This is a genomic window from Mesoterricola sp. JemC181, assembly GCF_055384585.1.
Genome location: NZ_AP045076.1, coordinates 1,674,235 through 1,693,298 on the forward strand (window position 1 = coordinate 1,674,235; position 19,064 = coordinate 1,693,298).

Annotated in this window: 14 protein-coding genes; 7 read left to right on the plus strand and 7 right to left on the minus strand. The window is 69.7% G+C overall.

The window, feature by feature from the left end:
- Positions 1 to 13 precede the first annotated feature (13 nt).
- The 5 genes from ACZ5MC_RS07305 to ACZ5MC_RS07325 all read left to right on the plus strand — a co-directional run bounded on the left by ACZ5MC_RS07305 (position 14) and on the right by ACZ5MC_RS07325 (position 6,353).
- Positions 14 to 841 (plus strand): transporter family protein, encoded by an 828-nt coding sequence (locus ACZ5MC_RS07305; RefSeq protein ID WP_464517403.1) that lies wholly within the window; start codon positions 14 to 16, stop codon positions 839 to 841.
- A 27-nt stretch (positions 842 to 868) separates the two neighbouring features.
- Positions 869 to 3,148, plus strand: coding sequence for an ATP-dependent helicase (locus tag ACZ5MC_RS07310; protein WP_306599658.1), 2,280 nt, complete (start codon positions 869 to 871; stop codon positions 3,146 to 3,148).
- Positions 3,149 to 3,661: a histidine phosphatase family protein gene (locus tag ACZ5MC_RS07315; protein WP_306599659.1), complete on the plus strand. Its 513-nt coding sequence runs from the start codon at positions 3,149 to 3,151 to the stop codon at positions 3,659 to 3,661.
- 43 nt (positions 3,662 to 3,704) lie between these two features.
- Positions 3,705 to 4,934, plus strand: coding sequence for an EAL domain-containing response regulator (locus tag ACZ5MC_RS07320; protein ID WP_306599660.1), 1,230 nt, complete (start codon positions 3,705 to 3,707; stop codon positions 4,932 to 4,934).
- 684 nt (positions 4,935 to 5,618) lie between these two features.
- A complete protein-coding gene (locus ACZ5MC_RS07325; protein ID WP_464517404.1) occupies positions 5,619 to 6,353 on the plus strand; it encodes a zinc ribbon domain-containing protein in 735 nt (244 codons plus the stop codon).
- Positions 6,354 to 6,872: 519 nt separating this feature from the next.
- Here the strand turns inward: ACZ5MC_RS07325 and ACZ5MC_RS07330 are convergent.
- Genes ACZ5MC_RS07330 through ACZ5MC_RS07340 form a run of 3 tightly spaced genes read right to left on the minus strand, consistent with a single transcriptional unit; the run spans position 6,873 to position 11,686 of the window.
- A complete protein-coding gene (locus ACZ5MC_RS07330; protein ID WP_306599661.1) occupies positions 6,873 to 8,555 on the minus strand; it encodes a formate--tetrahydrofolate ligase in 1,683 nt (560 codons plus the stop codon).
- A gap of 30 nt (positions 8,556 to 8,585) precedes the next feature.
- Positions 8,586 to 10,562, minus strand: a complete 1,977-nt coding sequence (locus ACZ5MC_RS07335; RefSeq protein WP_306599662.1) for a transglutaminase TgpA family protein — start codon at positions 10,560 to 10,562, stop codon at positions 8,586 to 8,588.
- Complete coding sequence (locus ACZ5MC_RS07340) at positions 10,559 to 11,686, minus strand: anhydro-N-acetylmuramic acid kinase (protein ID WP_306599663.1); 1,128 nt, start codon at positions 11,684 to 11,686, stop codon at positions 10,559 to 10,561. Before ACZ5MC_RS07340 ends, ACZ5MC_RS07335 begins: the two co-directional genes overlap by 4 nt.
- Positions 11,687 to 11,736: 50 nt before the next feature.
- On the opposite strand from ACZ5MC_RS07340, the gene ACZ5MC_RS07345 reads away from it, so the two are divergent.
- Positions 11,737 to 12,414: a hypothetical protein gene (locus ACZ5MC_RS07345; RefSeq protein WP_464517405.1), complete on the plus strand. Its 678-nt coding sequence runs from the start codon at positions 11,737 to 11,739 to the stop codon at positions 12,412 to 12,414.
- A gap of 123 nt (positions 12,415 to 12,537) precedes the next feature.
- Positions 12,538 to 16,419 (plus strand): PAS domain S-box protein, encoded by a 3,882-nt coding sequence (locus tag ACZ5MC_RS07350; RefSeq protein WP_464517406.1) that lies wholly within the window; start codon positions 12,538 to 12,540, stop codon positions 16,417 to 16,419.
- Between the two features lie 3 nt (positions 16,420 to 16,422).
- Here ACZ5MC_RS07350 and gatC read toward each other — a convergent pair whose 3' ends face one another.
- From gatC to ACZ5MC_RS07370, 4 genes are all read right to left on the minus strand, one after another.
- Positions 16,423 to 16,701, minus strand: a complete 279-nt coding sequence (gene gatC / locus ACZ5MC_RS07355) for an Asp-tRNA(Asn)/Glu-tRNA(Gln) amidotransferase subunit GatC (RefSeq protein ID WP_306599666.1) — start codon at positions 16,699 to 16,701, stop codon at positions 16,423 to 16,425.
- 2 nt (positions 16,702 to 16,703) lie between these two features.
- Positions 16,704 to 17,726, minus strand: coding sequence for a tRNA (adenosine(37)-N6)-threonylcarbamoyltransferase complex transferase subunit TsaD (gene tsaD, locus ACZ5MC_RS07360; RefSeq protein ID WP_306599667.1), 1,023 nt, complete (start codon positions 17,724 to 17,726; stop codon positions 16,704 to 16,706).
- A 33-nt stretch (positions 17,727 to 17,759) separates the two neighbouring features.
- A complete protein-coding gene (locus ACZ5MC_RS07365; protein ID WP_464517407.1) occupies positions 17,760 to 18,590 on the minus strand; it encodes a hypothetical protein in 831 nt (276 codons plus the stop codon).
- Between the two features lie 80 nt (positions 18,591 to 18,670).
- Entirely contained in the window at positions 18,671 to 19,030 is a 360-nt protein-coding gene (locus ACZ5MC_RS07370; RefSeq protein ID WP_306599669.1) for a YraN family protein, read from the minus strand.
- Between the last annotated feature and the right edge of the window lie 34 nt (positions 19,031 to 19,064).

The following is a 19,064-nucleotide window of genomic DNA, read 5'->3' on the forward strand; positions in this document are numbered from 1 at the left end:
CCTGGGGGTTTGAATGAAATTTCCGGTTTCCTGGATCCTGGGGCTCTCCCTGGCCGCTGCCGTCGGCGCCCGTGCGGAGGAGCCTCCAAAACCCATCCAGGACAACTCGTTCCTGGTGGAGGAGGCCTACAACCAGGAAGCCGGCGTGGTCCAGCACATCAGCACCTTCAGCCGGAACCGGGTGACGAAGGACTGGCTCTACACCTTCACCCAGGAGTGGCCGGTCCCGGAGATCACCCACCAGCTGAGCTACACCCTGCCGTACCAGCGGATCCAGGACTCCCCCGACGGGCGCAGCGCCCTGGGGGACGTGCTCCTCAACTACCGGTACCAGCTCCTCGGGGACGGGGACGCGCCGGTGGCCGTGGCCCCGCGCTTCTCCCTGGTGCTGCCCACCGGCGACCAGCGGCAGCTGCGCGGCAACGGGGCCATCGGCTACCAGGTCCTCCTGCCCGTGAGCGTGGTGCTCGCCAGGTCCCTGGTCACCCACTGGAACCTGGGCGCCACCTGGACTCCCGGCGCGAAGAACGCCGCGGGTGACAAGGCCGACATCACCACCTGGACCATGGGCCAGAGCTTCATCTGGCTCGCCCACCCCAACGCCAACGCCATGCTGGAATTCGCGTTCTCCAGCGGGGAGACCGTGGCCGGACCCGGACTCAAGGGCAGGACGGACGCCTTTTTCATCAGTCCCGGCGTGCGCTTCGCCCTCAATTTCAAGAGCGGCCTCCAGATCGTGCCGGGGCTGGCCTTCCCCATCGGCGTGGGGCCCAGCAAGGGGGACAAGTCCGTGTTCTTCTACCTGAGCTTCGAGGCCCCCATGTGGACCCCCCGCAAGTAGGACCCCATTCGTTGCTAGACTCGTGGGATGCCCGAGTATCCCCCCGACCATCCCCTGCTCCGCAACCTCAACGACCCCCAGAAGGAGGCCGTCACCCACGTGGACGGCCCCCTCCTGATCCTGGCCGGGGCCGGTTCGGGGAAGACCACCGTGATCACGCGGCGCATCGCCTGGCTCATCGAGGAGGTGGGGGTGCGCCCCGCCTCCATCCTGGCCATGACGTTCACCAACAAGGCCGCGGGCGAGATGGCCGAGCGCGTGCAGCGCATGGTCCACGTGCCCGCCGAGCAGCTCTGGGTGAGCACCTTCCACAGCTTCTGCACCCGCATCCTCCGCCGCGAGGGGGACCGCACGCCCGTGGGCCGCGACTTCGTGATCTTCGACCCCTCCGACCAGCGGAGCCTCGTCAAGCAGGTGCTGGCGGACCTGAAGCTCCCCGAGAAGCAGTTCCACCCCAAGAAGGTCCTGGAGGTGATCTCCGACTTCAAGAACCGGTGCCTGCTCCCCGAGGAGGCCATGGACGAGGCGATGGACCCGTGGACCCGGAAGGTGCTGGAGGCCTACCGGGGCTACCAGAACGGCCTGAAGAGCCACAAGGCCTGCGATTTCGACGATCTCCTGCTGCACACGGAACGGTTCCTGCGGGACCCGGCCGTCCAGACGATTTATGCCGAGCGGTTCCGCTACATCCTGGTGGACGAGTACCAGGACACGAACAGGGCCCAGTACCTGATGGTCCAGCACCTGGCGAGGCAGCACCGGAACCTCTGCGTCGTCGGGGACGAAGACCAGAGCATCTATAAATGGCGCGGGGCCGACATCAAGAACATCCTCGATTTCCAGGCCGACTTCCCCAACGCCGTGCAGATCAAGCTGGAGCAGAACTACCGGTCCACCCAGCTGATCCTGGACGCCGCCAGCACCGTCATCGCCAACAACACCCAGCGCCTGGGCAAGACCCTCTGGACGGACCTGGGCCTGGGGGAGCGCATCACCTTCAAGCTCCTGGACGAGGGGCGGCTGGAGGCCGAGTACGTGGTGGACCGCATCCGGCAGGAGCGCCACCGCTTCCCCAACGCCCGCATGGCGGTGCTCTACCGCGCCAACTGGCAGTCCCGGCAGCTGGAGGAGGCCCTGCGGGCCCAGAACATGCCTTACAAGCTCGTGGGCGGCGTGAAGTTCTACGAGCGCCAGGAGGTCAAGGACCTGCTGGCCTACCTGCGGCTGGTCTGCAATCCCTTCGACCTCGTGAGCTTCCGGCGCTCGGTGAATTCCCCCACCCGGGGCGTGGGCGCCACGACCCTGGCCCGCATCGAGGCCGCCATTCCCGACGGCGGCACCGCGCTCCAGGCCACCGTGGCCCTCCTGCGCTCCGGGGAGCTCAAGGGCCGCGCCCAGCGGGAGCTGGGGCGGTACGTGGACCTCTTCCGGCGGGCCGCGGACGAGGCGAATTCCCTGAGCCTCTCGGGCCTCGTGCGCTGGGTCCTGGTGGAATCAGGCTACGTGCAGATGCTGGAGGAGGAGGCCACCCTGGAGGCCGAGACCCGCCTGCGCAACCTGGAGGAATTCGTCTCCGCCGCGGCCGAGGCCGAGACCCTGGGGCTGCGCCTGGCGGAGTTCCTGGACCGGGTGACCCTGGCGTCGGATTCCGACGAGCTGGAGGAGGCCTCGCTGCTGTCCCTCATGACCATCCACTGCGCCAAGGGGCTGGAATTCCCGGTCGTGTTCCTCGTGGGCCTCGAGGAGGACGTCTTTCCCAACCGCAACGCCCGCGAGGCCGAGGACGGCCTGGAGGAGGAGCGCCGGCTCTTCTACGTGGCCATCACCCGCGCCCAGACCAAGCTCTACCTCACCGCCGCGCGCCGGCGCCGGGCCATGGGCCAGGAGATGCTGGGCATGCCCAGCCGCTTCCTGCGCGAACTGCCCGAGGAGGGCCTGGAGACGCCCATCCGGTGGGGCACGGAGCTGTACCGGTCCGGCCAGGGCAACTTCCCGTCCCAGCGCCCCGCCTCGGGCGGCGGCAGCAGCGTGGCCTCGGAGCTGGGGCGCATCCGCAGCTTCTTCAGCCAGGCGCGTCTTCCGGAGCCGCCCGCGCCGGAGGCCGAAGACGGGGCCCCGCCCGAGGAGCCGCCCCACCCTCCCGCGGGGAGCTGGCCCAAGGGCACCCGGGTGCTGAGCCCCCGGTTCGGCCGGGGGGTCATCACCGCAGCCTCGGGCAGCGGCGACATGCTGACCTACACCATCCGGTTCCAGGAGGGCGAGAAGCGCATCGTCGCGCGGTTCGGGATGCTGGAAAGGGAGCCGTAGATGTTCAAGCCGCTGATTCTTGCGGTCCTGGCGACCTTCGCCCTCATGGGGCAGGACACCGTCGTGGTGCTGATCCACCATGCCGAAAAGGGCGCCAGGTCCTCCAACGCGCACCTGTCCTCCCGGGGGCTCCGCCGCGCCGGGGACCTGGTGGACGAACTCGCCGCCTTCAAGCCCGCGGCGATCTTCGCCACGGAGGTTTGGCGCACCCAGCAGACCGTGGCGCCCCTTGCCGACAGGCTCGGGCTCAAGGCGGAGATCCGCGCCCGGGGCGAGGAGGCCGCGGTGGGCCAGGAGGTCCTGGAGAACTGGAAGGGCCGGACCGTAGTCATCTGCGGCCATTCCGATACCCTGGCCACCCTGGCGGGGGCCCTGGGGTTCCGTGGCTTCTTCCCCGAAGTGCGGGCCTATGACCGCCTCTGGGTCCTCACCGTTCCAGGCGGGCCCGGTCCGGTGACCCTCGAGGAGCGCACGCAGAAGTCGGTCGCACGGCCCTGGTCCCGTGGGTTATAGTTGGACGGATTCCCTTCCCCGTCCACTTCCAGAGGACCTTCGCGTGCCCGACCTCCTTCCGGCGTCCGTGTCTTCCCCCTTCGCTGGGCGACGGGTCATGGTCGTGGAGGACAGCGCCACCCAGCGGGTCCACCTGGCCGGCCTGATCCGGGAGCTCGGGGGAGCCGCCCCCCTCGAGGCCGCCAACGGGCTGGAGGCCCTGGCCCAGCTGGAGCGGGAGCCGCTCATCGACCTGATCCTCACCGACCTGGAGATGCCGGTCATGGACGGCGTGGCCTTCATCGGGGAAATGGCCTCCCGGGGCTACCGTCCCGAGCTGGTCATCGTCAGCTCCCAGGAGCAGAACATCCTGCGCTCCGTCCGCCTCATGGCCGTGACCTTCGGCCTGTCGGTGGCGGGCTTCGTGCAGAAGCCCGTCTTCCGCGAGGACCTGCTGAAGGTCCTTTCGGGCCCGCCCTTCCTGGGCCGGTCCGCGCCGGTGCCGGCCGTCCAGGGCGCCATCGGCCTGGACGAGATCCGCAAGGGACTCCGGGACGGCGAATTCCTCTGCTTCTTCCAGCCCCAGCTGACCTTCCAGGGAGCGCACCTGAAGGGCGTGGAGGCGCTCCTCCGGTGGCGCCACCCGCAGTCCGGGCTGCTGGGCCCAGGCGCCTTCCTGACCCAGGCGGAGACGGACACGGAGCTCATGTCCGGGCTCACCCTCCACGTGCTTGAATTCGTGGCGAGGCAATGGCAGGGATGGAACGCCCGCGGCCTCAAGCTGGAAGTCGCCGTGAACCTTTCCGCCCAGTCCCTGAGCGAGCCCGCCTTCGCGGACCGCCTCATGGAGAAGGTTTCGGACCTGGACATGCCACCCAGGTTCCTGGTCTTCGAGATGACCGAATCGGCCTCGGTTTCGAACCTGGGCCACACCCTCGCCAACCTGAACCGCCTGCGCATGCGAGGCTTCGGCCTGAGCATCGACGACTTCGGCACCGGCTTCGCCACCTTCGAGCAGCTCGAGCGGATTCCCTTCACCGAGCTCAAGATCGACCAGTCCATCACCCGCGGCCTCCCCGGCTCCGAGCGCCACACCATCCTCGCGAGGAACATGCTCCAGATGGCCAAGGACCTGCACCTCACCTCGGTGGCCGAGGGCATCGAGACCCAGGAGACGTGGGACGCGCTCAAGGCCCTGGGCTGCGACCGGGGCCAGGGCTACTTCCTGGGCCGGCCCATGCCGGGGGCGCAGCTCAAGGACTGGGTCCTGGCGGGTAGGTCCCACCTGAAGTAGTCAGTAAAGCCCCGTGATGTTCCTGGCGCCGTAGATCCGGCATGCCAAGGTGCGGACCGCCTCCCAGAGGGGGAGCTCCGAGGTGGAGGTGATATGGCAGGCCTCCTTGGTATCTTCCGGCCGACCTGGGCAAAACGGGAACTGCGGGGGCCAACCTAGCCTGGCAAACCCCTTGCTTGGCGGAAGGGGTCATAGGAAGGGTTCTTCTCTGCCGGATTCGGCCATTCCTGGTTGAAATAACGCGGTTCTGACTGAAACCTGCTCCAGTCACTGACGACCACCGACCTTTGAAACGCCGGGAATGCAATTTAGGATTGCTTCTTATTTGCATGTTTGTTGATTATAAATTCATCAAAAATCAAATAATCAATCGCATTGGCTGGGCAGATTGATCTTGGGCAATAAAGGGTGTATTGGCTTTGACTGAAATGAAGGCATCTGGAACTCAAAGCGAATGGGTTGGTTTTAAAAATGCTGGAATCCATTGTTTTCCAGAATACAATGTTAGGCGGATCGGATCCGATCACATGGCGGCCCCCATATCCCGACAACAACCTGCCTTCCTTGGTCGGAGCAGGGTCCATGATCTACCGACCGCTTTGGAGCATCCTGGTTCCTGTTCGGGTAAGGACTCTTGTTTCTTTTCTTCCTCCTGCATAACCACAATTGAAAGGTGTAGACCCGATGGCGGAACCCACCCTGAGTCGAATTCCCCTAAGCCAAGGTGAGCATCTCATTTTTCAGACATCGCCTCATTGGGCCATCTTTCTTGCACCCGCCAGTGTTCTATGTCTGGGAGGTATCCTCGCCGCCACCGCCGAGGCGCGTGAACTCTCAATTCCTGGGTACTTGAGCTTTGCTGGATTTCTATGGATGCTCGGCGCCCTGATCGAATACAAAATGTCGGTAGCAATTGTAACGTCCCATCGCATTTACGCACGCTGGAGGCGAGGGCTGTTTTGGCTCAGATCGAGCCATATTGACATGCGTATCAAGCAAGTGGAGAGTACCAAACTGGAATCATCGCTTATGGGCCATGTCTTGGGTTGGTTTGGACATGGATTTGGAACAATTCTTGTGAAAGGTAGTGGATCGGGTCTTGTTGCAATCCAAAGGGTGTTCAGTCCCGTTCAGTTCAAGATGTCCCTTGATGAAGCATTGAGAATTATGGATGACGGCGTTCGCCAGGCAAACCTGACAGGAAAGGCAACTGCGACGGCCATGGCGGATATTAACGGTGCCCTGACCTGCCCCAAATGTTTCAAGGTATCTCCAGCGGGGGTTGCGTTTTGCAGCTCTTGCGGAACGAAGCTCGTAAAAGAATGCCCTAAGTGCGGGACGGTGGTTGCCGACAATTTCTGCGGTGGTTGTGGTACCTCGATCTCCGAGCTGGAAGCTGCTTCAAACATTGTTATTTGAACATTCGATCCTGAGCTTGAAGCCGGCCTGCCTTTGAATCGGGAATAACCCAAAAGGGAATGCCCATTCCCTCCCTGTATCCCCTCAGCCGGGTATCCAACGCTGATGATAATTGGGTTAATGCAATTTTTGCTTTTCCTCGGCGCTCCTCGGTTTCCTCGGCGCCTCGGCGTTAAAATTTTCCTAAGTTATGCCGGCGCAAAGATTACTCTCGCCGAGGCACCCGGCAACAAGCCTAACGCCAAGGCGCCGAGGGGACCGAGGATCGCCGAGGAAAAGCCCAAAAGGCTTTTGCAGATCAGCACTTTCGGATGGATGGGGGTGGCCGAGGGGATACCCCTCCTTTTGAATGTTTGGGCCGCCCTGTGAGGCGAACTGGGTATTGCACGACGATTGGGCTGCAGGCCGAGTTCAGGCAGGACGAGCAGCGCAACGCTGATTCCCATGCTCCCAAGCTGGAGAAGGTGCCGAATTGATCTTGAACGTTGCCCCTCCCCCCTTTTTGGCTGGGTCTACTCCCTAGGAAAGCCCCGTGATGTTCCCGTCCTCGTCGATGTCGATGAGTTCGGCCGCGGGGACCTTGGGGAGGCCGGGCATCGTCATGATGTCCCCGGTCAGGACCACCACGAAGCCCGCGCCCGCCGACACCCGCACGTCCCGCACGGCGAGGGTGAAGCCCTCGGGCCGGCCCCGGAGCAGAGGGTCCGTGGAGAAGGAGTACTGGGTCTTGGCCAGGCACACCGGGAGGTGGCCGAAACCCGCGGCCTCCAGGTCGGCGAAGGCCTTCTGGACCTTGGCGTCGCCCTTGATGTCCTTGGCGCCGTAGATCCGGCGGGCCACGGCGCGGACCTTCTCCCAGAGGGGGAGCTCCGCGGGGTAGGTGAAGGCCAGGGCGGGGCGGGGCCCTCGGGTGAGGGCCAGGACCTCCCCGGCCAGGTCCACCGCGCCTTCGCCGCCCCGGGCCCAGTGGTCGGCGCGCACGGCCTTCACGCCCAGTGCGGCGCAGGCCTCCTCGATGGCCCCGGTCTCCTCGGGGGTGTCGGCGGTGAAGTGGTTGATGGCCACCACCACGGGCAGGCCCCAGGCCTGGATGTTCTCGAGGTGCTTGACGAGGTTGGGCAGACCCCGGCGCACGGCCCCCGCGTCGGGGCGCGCCAGGTCGGCCTTGGCCACGCCGCCGTGCATCTTGAGGGCGCGCACCGTGGCCACCAGCACCACGACGTCGGGCACCAGGCCCGACTGCCGGCACATGATGTCCAGGAACTTCTCGGCGCCCAGGTCCGCGCCGAAGCCCGCCTCGGTGACGACGAAATCCGCCAGGCCCATGGCCATCCGGGTGGCGATGAGGCTGTTGCAGCCGTGGGCGATGTTGGCGAAGGGGCCTCCGTGCACCAGGGCGGGGTTGTTCTCCAGGGTCTGGACGAGGTTGGGCTTGACGGCGTCCTTGAGGAGGGCGGCCATGGCGCCGTGGACCTTCAGCTGGGAGGCCAGCACGGGCTTGCGGTCCCGGGTGTAGGCCACGATCATGCGGCCCAGGCGCTCCTTGACCTCGTGAAGGGACTCGGAGAGGCAGAACACCGCCATGACCTCGGAGGCCACGGTGATGTCGTAGCCGGTCTCCCGCGGGGCGCCGTTGGCCGTGCCCCCGAGGCCCACCACGATCTGGCGGAGGGCCCGGTCGTTCATGTCCACCACCCGCCGCCACACGACCCGCCCGGGGTCGATGTCCAGGGCGTTGCCGGAGACGAGGTGGTTGTCGATGACGGCCGAGAGCAGGTTGTGGGCCACGCCGATGGCGTGGAAGTCCCCCGTGAAGTGCAGGTTGATGTCCTCCATGGGCACCACCTGAGCGTAGCCGCCCCCGGCGGCGCCGCCCTTGATGCCGAAGCAGGGGCCCAGGGAGGGCTCGCGGATGCAGAGCATCGCCTTCTTCCCCAGGCGGGCCAGGGCGTCGGTGAGGCCGATGGTGGTGGTGGTCTTCCCCTCGCCCGCGGGGGTGGGGGTGATGGCGGTGACCAGGACCAGCCTGCCCTGGGGGCCGCCCCGGAGGCGCCGGTAGAGGTCCAGGGAGATCTTCGCCTTGGTGCGGCCGTGGGGCTCCAGGTCGGGTTCGGGAATGCCGAGCTTCGCGGCGATCTCCCCGATGGGCAGCATGGCGGCGTGGCGGGCGATGTCGATGTCGGCGGGGACGGGGCTGTGCATAAAAAAATTACCTCGATTGAAAAAATTTTATCATGCCCGCGCCTTCCGTCTCCAGGCCTTGGCCTCCTCCCTGGCGAGGCGGGCCAGGGCGCCGGCCTCTCCGCCGCCGTAGGCCACGGCGTCGGCCTCCCGCGCCAGGGCCTCCAGGTGGGCCGAGCGATCGGGGCGCTGCGCTCCCAGGCGCGAGAGCCAGACCCGGGCCGTCTCGCCCGGGGCCGGGAGCCGTTCCCGGCCCGCCGCGCGCAGCAGGGGCCCAAGCTGGGGGAGCCGGCCGGGGCTTCCGGGTCCGCCCGGGGCCCGGGGCAGCAGGGCCCGCGCCGCCCAGGCCAGGGCCGCCAGGGCGGCCACCGCGGCGGTGAAGGCGAGCCCGGCGCGCAGGGGTTCCCGCAGCCTGTCCGGTGCCATGCCGCCCACCTTGGCCTGGAGCCATTCGAGGCCGGCCACCTGATCCTCGTCCGAGAACCGCACCACGTTGCGGTCCCAGGCGAAACGCGCGGAGTCCGCCAGGCGCGCCATGGCCGACATGAACGAACCCGAGCCCAGGGCCGAAGGCGGCGCGGCCGGGGTGGGATCCTCGGTCCTCCAGGCCCGCAGGTCCGGATCGTAGTACTCCACCCAGCTGTGGGCCTCGTTCCGGGTCACGAGGTAGTAGCCGCCCCCCCCGATCCAGGTCCCCAGCCGGTAGCCGTTGACCACCCGCGCCGGGACCCCGCGGCGGCGGAGCATCACGGCCAGCGCGGAGGCGAAGTACTCGCAGTGCCCGGCCCGGGTGCGCTCCAGGAAGTCCGCCAGGGGGTTGGCGGCCCCGCCCGAGGGGTTGTCCAGGGTGTAGCGGAAGGTGCGCAGGGCGCTGGAGAGCCGCGCCGCCAGCTCGCGCGGGGGGAGGTCTCCCGGGGCCGTGGCCAGGCTCCACCGCAGGGCGCTCCCGGTGTCCCCGCCCGCGCGGGTGAGGAAGTCGCGCCGGGCCCCGCCGGGGAGCCGCTCCGGCTCGCCTTCCTGGGGCACGACCGAGAGCTTGAGGGGCAGGATGCGGCGCATGGGGAACCACCACCGCACCGAGGCGCCCGGCCCGGCCCGGAGGCGCTCCCCTTCGGGCGGGAACAGGATGGTGCGGCCGTAGGGGAGGGGGATGACGGGCAGCGGGCTGGGGCTGATGAACGCCTCGGCGGAGAGGGCCGCCCCGCCATGCCCGGCCTCGTTCCACAGGGCCGAGGGATTGCGGGGCGTGGCCTCGGAGACCTCCCACCGCTGCCCGTCCAGCTCCTCCAGGACCACGGCCCGCAGGAGCGCGAAGGCCCGTTCGAAGCCGGGCTGCCCCGGACCGGGGACGATTCGCAGGGCCACCTCGCCCCCGCCCTGGATGGGCCCCCCGCCCGCGAGGTCCAGGACGTCGCTGAGCCCGGCGCGTCCCCCCGCGAGCCCATGGACGCCCAGGGGCAGGCCCCGCACGCCCATGCGCAGCCGCGGCAGCACCACGAAGAACCCGGCCGCCATGACGACGACCGCCGCCAGCCAGGCAGGAGCCTTTCGGAAGGGCGCCGGGTGGACGGGTCCGTGGCGCAGGAGGGCGGACTTCTCCCAGTTGAGCTGCATGAGGAACAGCGCGCTGCCCGAGACCCACACCAGGGCCCACACCAGGAAATCCAGCTCGGAGGTGGAGACGGCGGTGGTGAGGAACACGAGGAAGCCCATGAGCAGGAGCTGGCGCCGCTGCGCATCCTCCCGGGGCAGGCACAGCCGTACGCCGCAGAGGGCGAAGAGGGTGTTCACGACGGTGGGCAGCACCCCGGTGCGCGCCGCCACGTGGACGAGGAACACGGCCAGGGCCGCGATCTCCAGCAGGCGCCGGAAGCGGTACAGGGAGCCGCCGCGCCATTCCACGAGGGCCGCTCCCGCCAGGGGCACGGCCATGGCGGTGATCTCCGCGGGGCTGTAGGCGCCGGTGCTGGCGACGGCCCCCCAGGCCATCCATGGGGGGAGGTGGTCCAGCCAGCTCCCCGTCTTCACCCGGGCACCCAGCTGCCCAGGATCGCGGGCCGGGAGGCCCCCGTGACCTCGGCGAGGTTCCCCGGGACGCCCGCGGCGCTGGCGGCGCCCAGCAGGGCCCAGCTCACCGCCTCCCTGGCGCCGGAGGGGAACTGCAGGTCGTCCTGGATGCGGAAGCCCGGAAGCCGTCCGGCGAGTTCCCGGCGCACGCGGCCGTGGAGGGCGCCGCCCCCGGACAGCAGGATCGGGGTGCCCGCGGGCATGGGGGGCGCCCAGGCCCGCAACTCCCGGGCGCAGGCCTCGGCGGTGAAGGCCGCCAGGGTGCCCATGCGGGAAGGGAGGGGGAGGTGCTCCAGGGAGCGCCGCTCCGAGTCCAGCCAGGCCGCGCCGAAGACCTCGCGCCCCGTGGACTTGGGCGGGGGGATGCGGAAGTGGGGATGGGCCAGCCAGGCTTCCAGGAGCGAGTCCTCCACGAAGCCCGAGGCCGAGGCCCCGGCGGGGTCGTAGGGCTTCCCGAGCCAGAGCGTGGCCGCCAGGTCCAGGAGCGTCATGGCGGGCCCCAGGTCCCAGGCCCGCACCTTCGCGCCGTCCCACACCGTGGCGTTGGCGATGCCGCCCAGGTTGAGCGCGATCCAGGGTTCCCTGCGCCCGTGGAGCCAGAGCTCGGTGAGGGGCACCAGGGGCGCTCCCTGGCCGCCCAGGGCCATGTCCCGCCGGCGCAGGTCCCAGACGACCGGACACTGGAGCTTCTCCGCCAGCACGTAGGGATCCGCCAGCTGGAGGGTCGCCCCGCGCACCGGGTGGTGCTGCACCGTCTGGCCGTGGAGCGAGGCCAGGTGGGGCTTCACGCCCAGGGACCGGGACAGCTGGAAGGCCGCGCGCGCGTGATGGTCGCCCAGGTCCCGCTGGAGGATGCAGAGCGCGCCCGGCCTGAGATTGTCGTTGGCGGCGGCCATGACGGTCTCCCGCAGGGCGGGCGGGTAGGGCTCGTGCAGGTGCCCCACGAGGTCGAGGAAGGGGCTGCCGTCCTTGAATCCGGCCGGGTCCACCCGCGCCACCACCGCGTCCACGCCGTCCGCGCTGGTGCCGGACATGAGGCCGAGGACCATCCAGGGGCCCGGCGGGAGGGAGGAGGCGCTGATCATCTCCCGGACAGTATGCCAGTGGAGTTAAGCTGTAGGGCGAGAGGTACGCCATGCAGACGCTCATGCTCACGGAACAGGCCGCCTTCCTTCGCAGGAGGGACGAATCGTCCGGCGGGGGGGGGATGGGCTGTTTCGTCATGCTCCTGGTCATCGGCATCGTCGTGTGGCTCGTGATGCGCGGCCGGCGCGACCGCCAGGAGCAGCTGGGCGCGGCGCACCGCCCCATGGGCTCCGGGCCCGTGGAGGGCTTCACCTTCGCCAATCCCTACCCCAAGTGCCCCACCTGCGGCGCCGCGGGCGACAAGATGAAGCAGCAGTACGACGGCCTGCGCAAGGTGACCTGGACCTGCGGCTACTGCGGAGGCACCGCCGGCGTGCAGGAGCTCAAGGACGAGGAGCTGCCCCCCGGCGCCCGCCAGCGGCTGGGCCTGGACGCGCCCCAGGGCCTGGCGCCGGGCCAGCCGGGCTACTACCCCAACCAGGGCGGCGGCGGCATGGGCGGCCTGCTCACCGGGATGATGATCGGCAGCATGATGGGCGGCGGCCACCACGACCGCGACCGGGACGGCTGGAGCGGGGACGGCGGCTCCTCCTCGGGCGGCGACTGGGGCGATTCGGGGGGTTCCTCCTCCTCGGGGGGCGACTGGGGCGACTCGGGCGGCTCCTCGGATTCCGGCGGCGACTGGGGCGATTCGGGCGGCGGGGACTCCGGCGGGAGCGACTTCTGAACCCATAGCAAGGGTTCGTACGGGCAGGCGTCTGCGAAGGCGCTCGTCCCCGGTTTGTACGAAATCTCAACAACCCCGCAGCTCTGCCTGTAAAATGTATTATGTGGATTTAATGGAGTTGCGGTGTTCGGAATCCTTTCAAGGTACAAGGTCGGGTTCTGGGCCTCCCTCTGCCTCCTCACCGCGCTGGCGTCCCTGGCGGGGCACTATGCCGGGCTTCCCGCCCTGGCCGGCTTCGGCCGGGACCTGCGTCCGATGGCCCCCGCCGCCGGGTGGCTCGCGGCGCTCCTTGGCGGCGGCGTGTTCCTTGCCGGCAGCGGGCGCCGCCGGCTGATCCTGCGCGGGCTCATGATCGCGGCGGGCCTGGCGGTGGGGGCGCCGCTCCTCTACGGCGTCCTCGTCCTTCGCGCGCCCGGCAACACCCTCCTGGCCCGGATCGGGTACCTTGCCGCGTGCTTCTCGCTGGCGGCGGCCGCAGGCCACCGGTCCGCGCGCTGGAGGCACCGGCAGGCAGCGGCCCTGGCGGCCCTGGTGCCCCTGGTGGCGGGGTCCCTGCTCCTGTTCGGCTATGCCGCGGGGATGCCGCTGCTGTTCGAGACGGAGGCTTCGGCCACCTCCCTGCCCGCGGCGCTCACGCTCTTCTTCCTCGGCCACGCCCTCCTGGCCCTGGCCGGGAACGACACCTTCCCCATGACCCTCTTCCACCTGGACCGGGTGGAACTGGCCGCCTCCACCAGCCTCTGGCTGAAGCGCCTGCCCGTGCTGAGCTTCATGGTCCTGGCCAGCCTGGGCGGGGCGGGGGGGGCCCTGTGGATGCGGGGGCAGGTGACGGCCCACCGGCGCTCCGCCAAGGACCAGCTGGCGGCGGCGGCGGACCTGAAGGCCGCGGCCCTGGACCGCTGGATGGAGGAGCGCCTCGCGGACGCGGAGGTGATCCGGAAGGGCGGCATCCTCCAGGAGAGCCTGGCCCAGAGGCTCCAGCGGGGCCCCGGGCCCGGGGACGGCGCCATCCGGACCTGGATGGCCACCCTGCGCGCGCAGTGCGGCTACCGCTGCGTGGCGCTGTGCGATCCCGCGGGGCGCGTGGTGACCGGGGACGGTCCGTTCCGGCCGGCGCCCGGCACGCTGCAGAAGGCCCTGGACACCGGCGAAGTGTGCCTGGAGGACCTGCACCAGGACGAAGGCGGCGGCGAGTGGCGCTTCGGCCTCTGGATCCCGGTGCTGGACGCCGGCGGCACCCCGGCCGGGGCCGTGAACCTGGCCATGGGCGCCGGGCAATTCTTCGGGCCGTTCCTGGCGCAGTGGCCGGTCATGGGGCCCCGGGGCGAGGCGTTCCTGGTGGAACCCGGCAGGGGGCTCCTGGGTTCGGTTCCCGCCGACGCGCTGGGCGTGTTCCTGGAGGCGGCCTCCAGGGGAAGCAGGCAGGACTTCCCGGTCGGCGCCGGGAGCCTGCGCAACCGGGCCTTCGGCGCGGTCAGGCCCCTGCGCCGGGCGCCCTGGTCCCTGGCCGTGCGGATCCGGGAGGCCGACCTCGTCGAGCAGCTGCGGCCCCGGTTCTGGGGCACGGCCATGGGGACGCTGGGCAGCGTCCTGCTGCTGGCCATGGCCACGGGCTTCCTGGTGCGGCGCCAGGGGGGCATCCGCATCCGGGAGCAGCTGGCCATGGAGCGGGAGCGCAAGGCCCTGGCCGAGCGATCCAAGGTCCTGATGCGCGAGGCCAACGACCTCATCCTGCTGCTGGACCCGGATGGGCGGATCCTGGAGGCCAACGAGCGCGCCCAGGCCAGCTACGGCTGCACGGCGGAGGAGCTGCTGGGCCGGAACGCCGCGGACCTGAGGGCCCCGGAGGCCGCGGCGGGTTTCCAGTCCAAGTGGGAGTGGCTGAAGGCCGAAGGCTCCGGCGTCTGGGAGACCTGGCACCGGCGCAAGGACGGCACGGTGTTTCCCGTGGAGATCAGCAGCCGCGTCGTCTCCCAGGGCGGCGGAACCTACGTGCTCTCCTTCCTCCGGGACATCTCCGAGCGCCACGCCCAGGCCCGGGAGATCCGCCACCTCACCCAGCTGTACGCCGCCCTGGGCCAGGTGGGCCAGGCCGTGGTGTGGACCCGGGACCGGGCCGGGCTGTTCCAGCGCGTGTGCTCGGTCCTGGTGGAATTCGGCCGCATGGGCACCGCCTGGATCGGCGTCGTGGACCGCGCCACGGGCGAAGTGACGGTGGCGGGCCGGAGCGGAAGGGAGACCGGCCTGGGCCGGTTCAGGCGGGAAGGAGGGCGGGACGCCCTGGCCGAGGTGGTCCGGGAGGGCCGGCCCAGCATCCTGGAGGACGAGGCGGACTCCGCCGCGGCCTTCCCCATCGCCCAGGCCGGCGTGGTCACCCACATCCTGGGCGTCGTGGCCACGGACCGGGGCTTCTTCGGGGCCGGGGAGGTGGAACTGCTCGAGGAGACGGCCCTGGACCTGGCCTTCGCCCTGGACAAGCTGGACGAGGAGGCCCGCCGCGCACGGGCCGAGGAGCAGCTGCGCACCGCGGAGGAATTCGCGGAGAACCTCATCCAGACCGCCAGCGCCATCGTCGTGTGCCTGGACGAGACGGGCCGCGTCGTGGTGCTCAACGAGGCCGCCACCGCCATCACCGGGTACACCCGGGAGGAGCTGCTGGGCCGCAACTGGTTCGAGGTTCTCGTGCCCAGGGAGCGGTATCCCGAGGTGTGGGACGTCTTCAGGGACCTCCTGGCCGGGGGGGGCGTACCCCGGCACTTCGAGAACACCATCCTCGCCAAGGACGGCACGGAGAAGGTCATCAGCTGGCAGAACAGCGAGGTGCGCAGGGGCGGACGCATCACGGGAACCATCTCCTTCGGCGTGGAGATCACCCAGCAGCGCCTGGCCGCGGAGGAACAGAAGCGCCTTGAGGCCCAGCTGCAGCAGAGCCAGAAGATGGAAAGCCTGGGGAGCCTTGCCGGCGGCGTCGCCCACGACCTCAACAACGTGCTGGGGGCCATCCTCAGCCTGGCCTCGGCCCACCGCGAGGACGGCGGGCTGCCCCCGGCCCTGGCCCGCGCCCTGACCACCATCGTCACCGCCTGCCTGCGGGGGCGGGGGGTCATCAAGAGCCTCCTCTATTTCGCCCGCAAGGGCCTGGAGGAGGAGCGCCCCCTGGACCTCAACGCCCTGGTGGCCGATCTCACCCAGCTGCTGGCCCACACGACGCTCAAGCGGGTCAAGCCGGTCATGGCCCTGGAGGAGGGCCTGCCGGCCGTGATGGGGGACGCCGGCGCCCTCAGCCACGCCGTCATGAACCTCTGCGTCAACGCCGTGGACGCCATGGAGCGCGGCGGGACGCTCACCCTGCGCACGCGGCGGGAGCCGGGCGGCGGCGTGAGCCTCGCCGTGGAGGACACCGGCGAGGGCATGGCCCCCGAGGTCCTTCAGAAAGCCATGGAGCCCTTCTTCACCACCAAGCCCCTGGGCAAGGGCACCGGCCTGGGGCTCAGCATGGTCTTCGGCACCATGAAGGCCCATGGAGGCGCCCTGGAGCTGAGGAGCGGCCCCGGGCTGGGGACGGTGGCCACGCTCCGGTTCCCGGCCTCCAGGATCCTGGAGGCGCTTCCGGAATCGGTCCAGGCCGCCGCCGCGCCGAAGGGGGGCCGGCCCCTGTCCATCCTCCTGGTGGACGACGACGAGCTGATCCGGGAGGCCGTGGGACCCATGCTGGAAGTGCTCGGGCACCAGGTGCGCCTGGCCCCCGGCGGCCAGGAGGCGCTGACCCTGCTGGAACAGGGCCTGGAGGTGGACCTGGTGATCCTGGACATGAACATGCCCGGCCTCACCGGCGCCGAGACCCTGCCCAGGATCCTGGCGCTGCGCCCCGGCCAGCGGGTGGTCATGGCCAGCGGCTACAGCGACCAGGACGTGGCCCGGCTCGCCGAGGGCCGCCCCGGGGTGCGCAGCCTGCGCAAGCCTTTCAGCCTCTCGGAGTTCAAGGCCCTCCTCGACGCCTGGTGACCGTCAGAGGACCCGCGGCACCACGAACAGCCCGCGGTAGGACTCCGGCGCGTTGGCCAGCGCCTCGGCCTGGGTGAAGCCCTCCCTGGGGACGTCCTCCCGGCGGGGCAGGGGCCGGTCCAGGCTGGCGGGCTCCACCCCGTCCAGGTCCAGGGCGTCCAGGCTCTGGGCGTGGCTCAGCAACTGGGCCATGTCCCTGCGCAGCGGCTCGATCTCCTCCTCCCGGAGGCTGAGGCGGGTCAGGGCGGCGCAGCGGAGCACGTCCTCGCGGGTGACCTCCATGGCTAGGCCCCCAGCGGCAGGTTGGGGTCGGCGTTGAAGGGCCAGGGGTCCGCCGCGGGCTCCAGGATCGCGCCGGCCGCGGCGATCATGGCGCCGTTGTCCGTGCAGAACCTCGGTTCCGGAATGGCCAGCACCAGGCCCAGCCTTTCCGCCAGGACCTTGGCCTGGGACCGGAGTTCCGAATTGCAGGCCACGCCTCCGGAGACGATGAGGGCGCGGGCCCCGGTCTCGTCCCGGAAGGCGGGGATGGGCTTCAGGAGCCAGGCCGCCACGGTCTCCTGGAGGGTGCGGCACAGGGCCCGCACCCGGGGGTCGTCCACGCCCGCGGCGTCCAGGCCCGCTTCGCCGTGGATGCGGATCTTCACGGCGGTCTTGAGGCCGGAGAAGCTCCAGCCGGCCTTGCCGTCCCGGAACTTGGGCGGAGTGAAGGGGGCCGCGGCGCGGTCGGCGGTCTTCGCGCAGGTGTCCACGATGGGCCCGCCCGGGTAGCCCAGGTTCAGCATGCGCGCGGTCTTGTCGAAGGCCTCCCCCGCCGCGTCGTCGCGGGTCTTCTGGAGGAGCTCCAGGTGGGACCAGTCCCGGGCGAGGTAGAGGTGGGTGTGCCCGCCGGACACCAGGAGCGCCAGGGCGGGGAAGGGCAGGTCCGGCACGGCGAAGCGCGCCGCGTTCAGGTGGCCCAGGAGGTGGTGCACCCCCACCCAGGGGATGCCCTCCCGCCAGGCCATGGCCTTGCTGGCCGAGAAGGTGGTGAGCAGGGACCCCACGAGACCCGGCCCCTGGGTCACCGCGATACGGTCCATGGCCGAAAGCGGCAGACCCGCCTTGTCCAGGCACCCCGCGATCACCCCCCGCAGCTGCAGGAGGTGCTCCCGCGCCGCCAGTTCGGGCACCACGCCCCCGTAGGGGCCGTGGAGCTCGTCCTGGCTCTTGCGGGTCATGGCCAGGAGGACGGGGCCCTCCGGCGTTTCTCGCACCACGGCCGCGGAGCAGTCGTCACAGGAGGATTCGAGTCCGAGTACCAGCATCCCGAGATTGTACCGGAATCGGACCCGGGATCCTCAAAACCCGCCCGGGGGGGCGCCAGGGTTGGGCTGGGATGTCGAGGAGGTGGAACTGGAGGAGGAAGAGGAGGTCGTGGTCGAAGTCGAGGTCGAGGTCGAGGAGGTGGAGGAACCGGGGTCCCCGTTCTTCCCATGGAGGACCATCACCATCCCCAAGGGGAGGTTGCGTTCCGCGTGGCCCTGGGGCTCGGGCAGGAGGCCCTGGGGTTCGGGCAGGAGGTCCTTGGTTTCGGGCACCCCGACCCCGTGCCCCGCCGGCTTGGGGGGCCCCGATACGATGCCGACCATCCGGCCGTCGCTGTAGTTCACGAAGGAGAAGGTCGCCGGTCCCCCGGGGTTGGTTCCCCTGGCGCCGCCGGAGGCCACCATGCCGTGCGGCAGGACCTCGGTTTCCCAGGTCCAGTAGACGAACGTCCCCACGGCTCCCGGCCCCGCGGTGGATCCCGCGGACGCCTCCGTGACGGCCAGGCCCACCGTCTGCATGGTGTCGAACCCGGCCCGGCCCGTGAATTCGATGGCCTCGCCGGGGCCCAGGACCGTGCTCTTGACGTTTGGAACCCCTGCGCCCAGGTACAGGACCGGAGCCGGGGTCCTGGCCTTGCGGCCGATCATTTCGGCGCTGTCCCTCCGGATGGCCTTGACCGGTTGCTGGGTGGAGGGATCATGCTGGAAGTGCCCGAACCCGGCAAGTTCGACGTGGAAGTTCCGGTCGGTCTGGTTGATCAGGGCGGCGAAGGTGGAGTCCTGGGCCTGGGCGTGGCTGAGGGCGCCCAGGACCAGGGAGATGAACCCCAGGTTGCGGTACGTGAGGAACGAACGGCCTGTCATTTGTTCAAATCCTATGTTTTTCAAGCACATGACGGAATGTCGCGTGCATCCTCAGGTGCGGGGATGATTATGAAGGTTTCTTATCGCCACCGCTCCGGCGGGTGGAAGCGCCACCGCCACCCCGACCAGCTCACCCGCTGGAACGTCACCCGGAAGGGCCAGGGCACCTGCTCCAGGAAGCCCCGGAGGGCCTTCTGGAGGCGGAGGCGCTGGGCGAAGGTGAGGGCCGCGTCCCCCCCCACCCAGGCCCCCGGGGCGCGGGCCTTCACTTCCACCAGGCGCAATTCGTCGGCCCGGGCCACCAGGAGGTCCATCTCGAACCTGCCGGCCTTCAGGTTCCGGGCCACGGGGTCCCAGCCCCGAAGCCACAGGAGCCAGAGGGTGCCGCGTTCGCACCAGCGCCCGTACCGCTGGGCGGCGCGGCCCCGGGAAGCGTCCATGGGGGAGCTGTGCTCCGCGCGGCGCCGGGGTTCC

What these genes read in the sequence shown, in the direction of transcription:
- ACZ5MC_RS07365 (WP_464517407.1), bottom strand. Translation starts at nt 18,590, where the DNA reads ATGACAGGCCGTTCGTTCCTCACGTACCGCAACCTGGGGTTCATCTCC.
- gatC (WP_306599666.1), bottom strand. Translation starts at nt 16,701, where the DNA reads ATGGAGGTCACCCGCGAGGACGTGCTCCGCTGCGCCGCCCTGACCCGC.
- ACZ5MC_RS07340 (WP_306599663.1), bottom strand. Translation starts at nt 11,686, where the DNA reads ATGATCAGCGCCTCCTCCCTCCCGCCGGGCCCCTGGATGGTCCTCGGC.
- ACZ5MC_RS07370 (WP_306599669.1), bottom strand. Translation starts at nt 19,030, where the DNA reads ATGGACGCTTCCCGGGGCCGCGCCGCCCAGCGGTACGGGCGCTGGTGC.
- ACZ5MC_RS07305 (WP_464517403.1), top strand. Translation starts at nt 14, where the DNA reads ATGAAATTTCCGGTTTCCTGGATCCTGGGGCTCTCCCTGGCCGCTGCC.
- ACZ5MC_RS07325 (WP_464517404.1), top strand. Translation starts at nt 5,619, where the DNA reads ATGGCGGAACCCACCCTGAGTCGAATTCCCCTAAGCCAAGGTGAGCAT.
- tsaD (WP_306599667.1), bottom strand. Translation starts at nt 17,726, where the DNA reads ATGCTGGTACTCGGACTCGAATCCTCCTGTGACGACTGCTCCGCGGCC.
- ACZ5MC_RS07330 (WP_306599661.1), bottom strand. Translation starts at nt 8,555, where the DNA reads ATGCACAGCCCCGTCCCCGCCGACATCGACATCGCCCGCCACGCCGCC.
- ACZ5MC_RS07315 (WP_306599659.1), top strand. Translation starts at nt 3,149, where the DNA reads ATGTTCAAGCCGCTGATTCTTGCGGTCCTGGCGACCTTCGCCCTCATG.
- ACZ5MC_RS07345 (WP_464517405.1), top strand. Translation starts at nt 11,737, where the DNA reads ATGCAGACGCTCATGCTCACGGAACAGGCCGCCTTCCTTCGCAGGAGG.
- ACZ5MC_RS07310 (WP_306599658.1), top strand. Translation starts at nt 869, where the DNA reads ATGCCCGAGTATCCCCCCGACCATCCCCTGCTCCGCAACCTCAACGAC.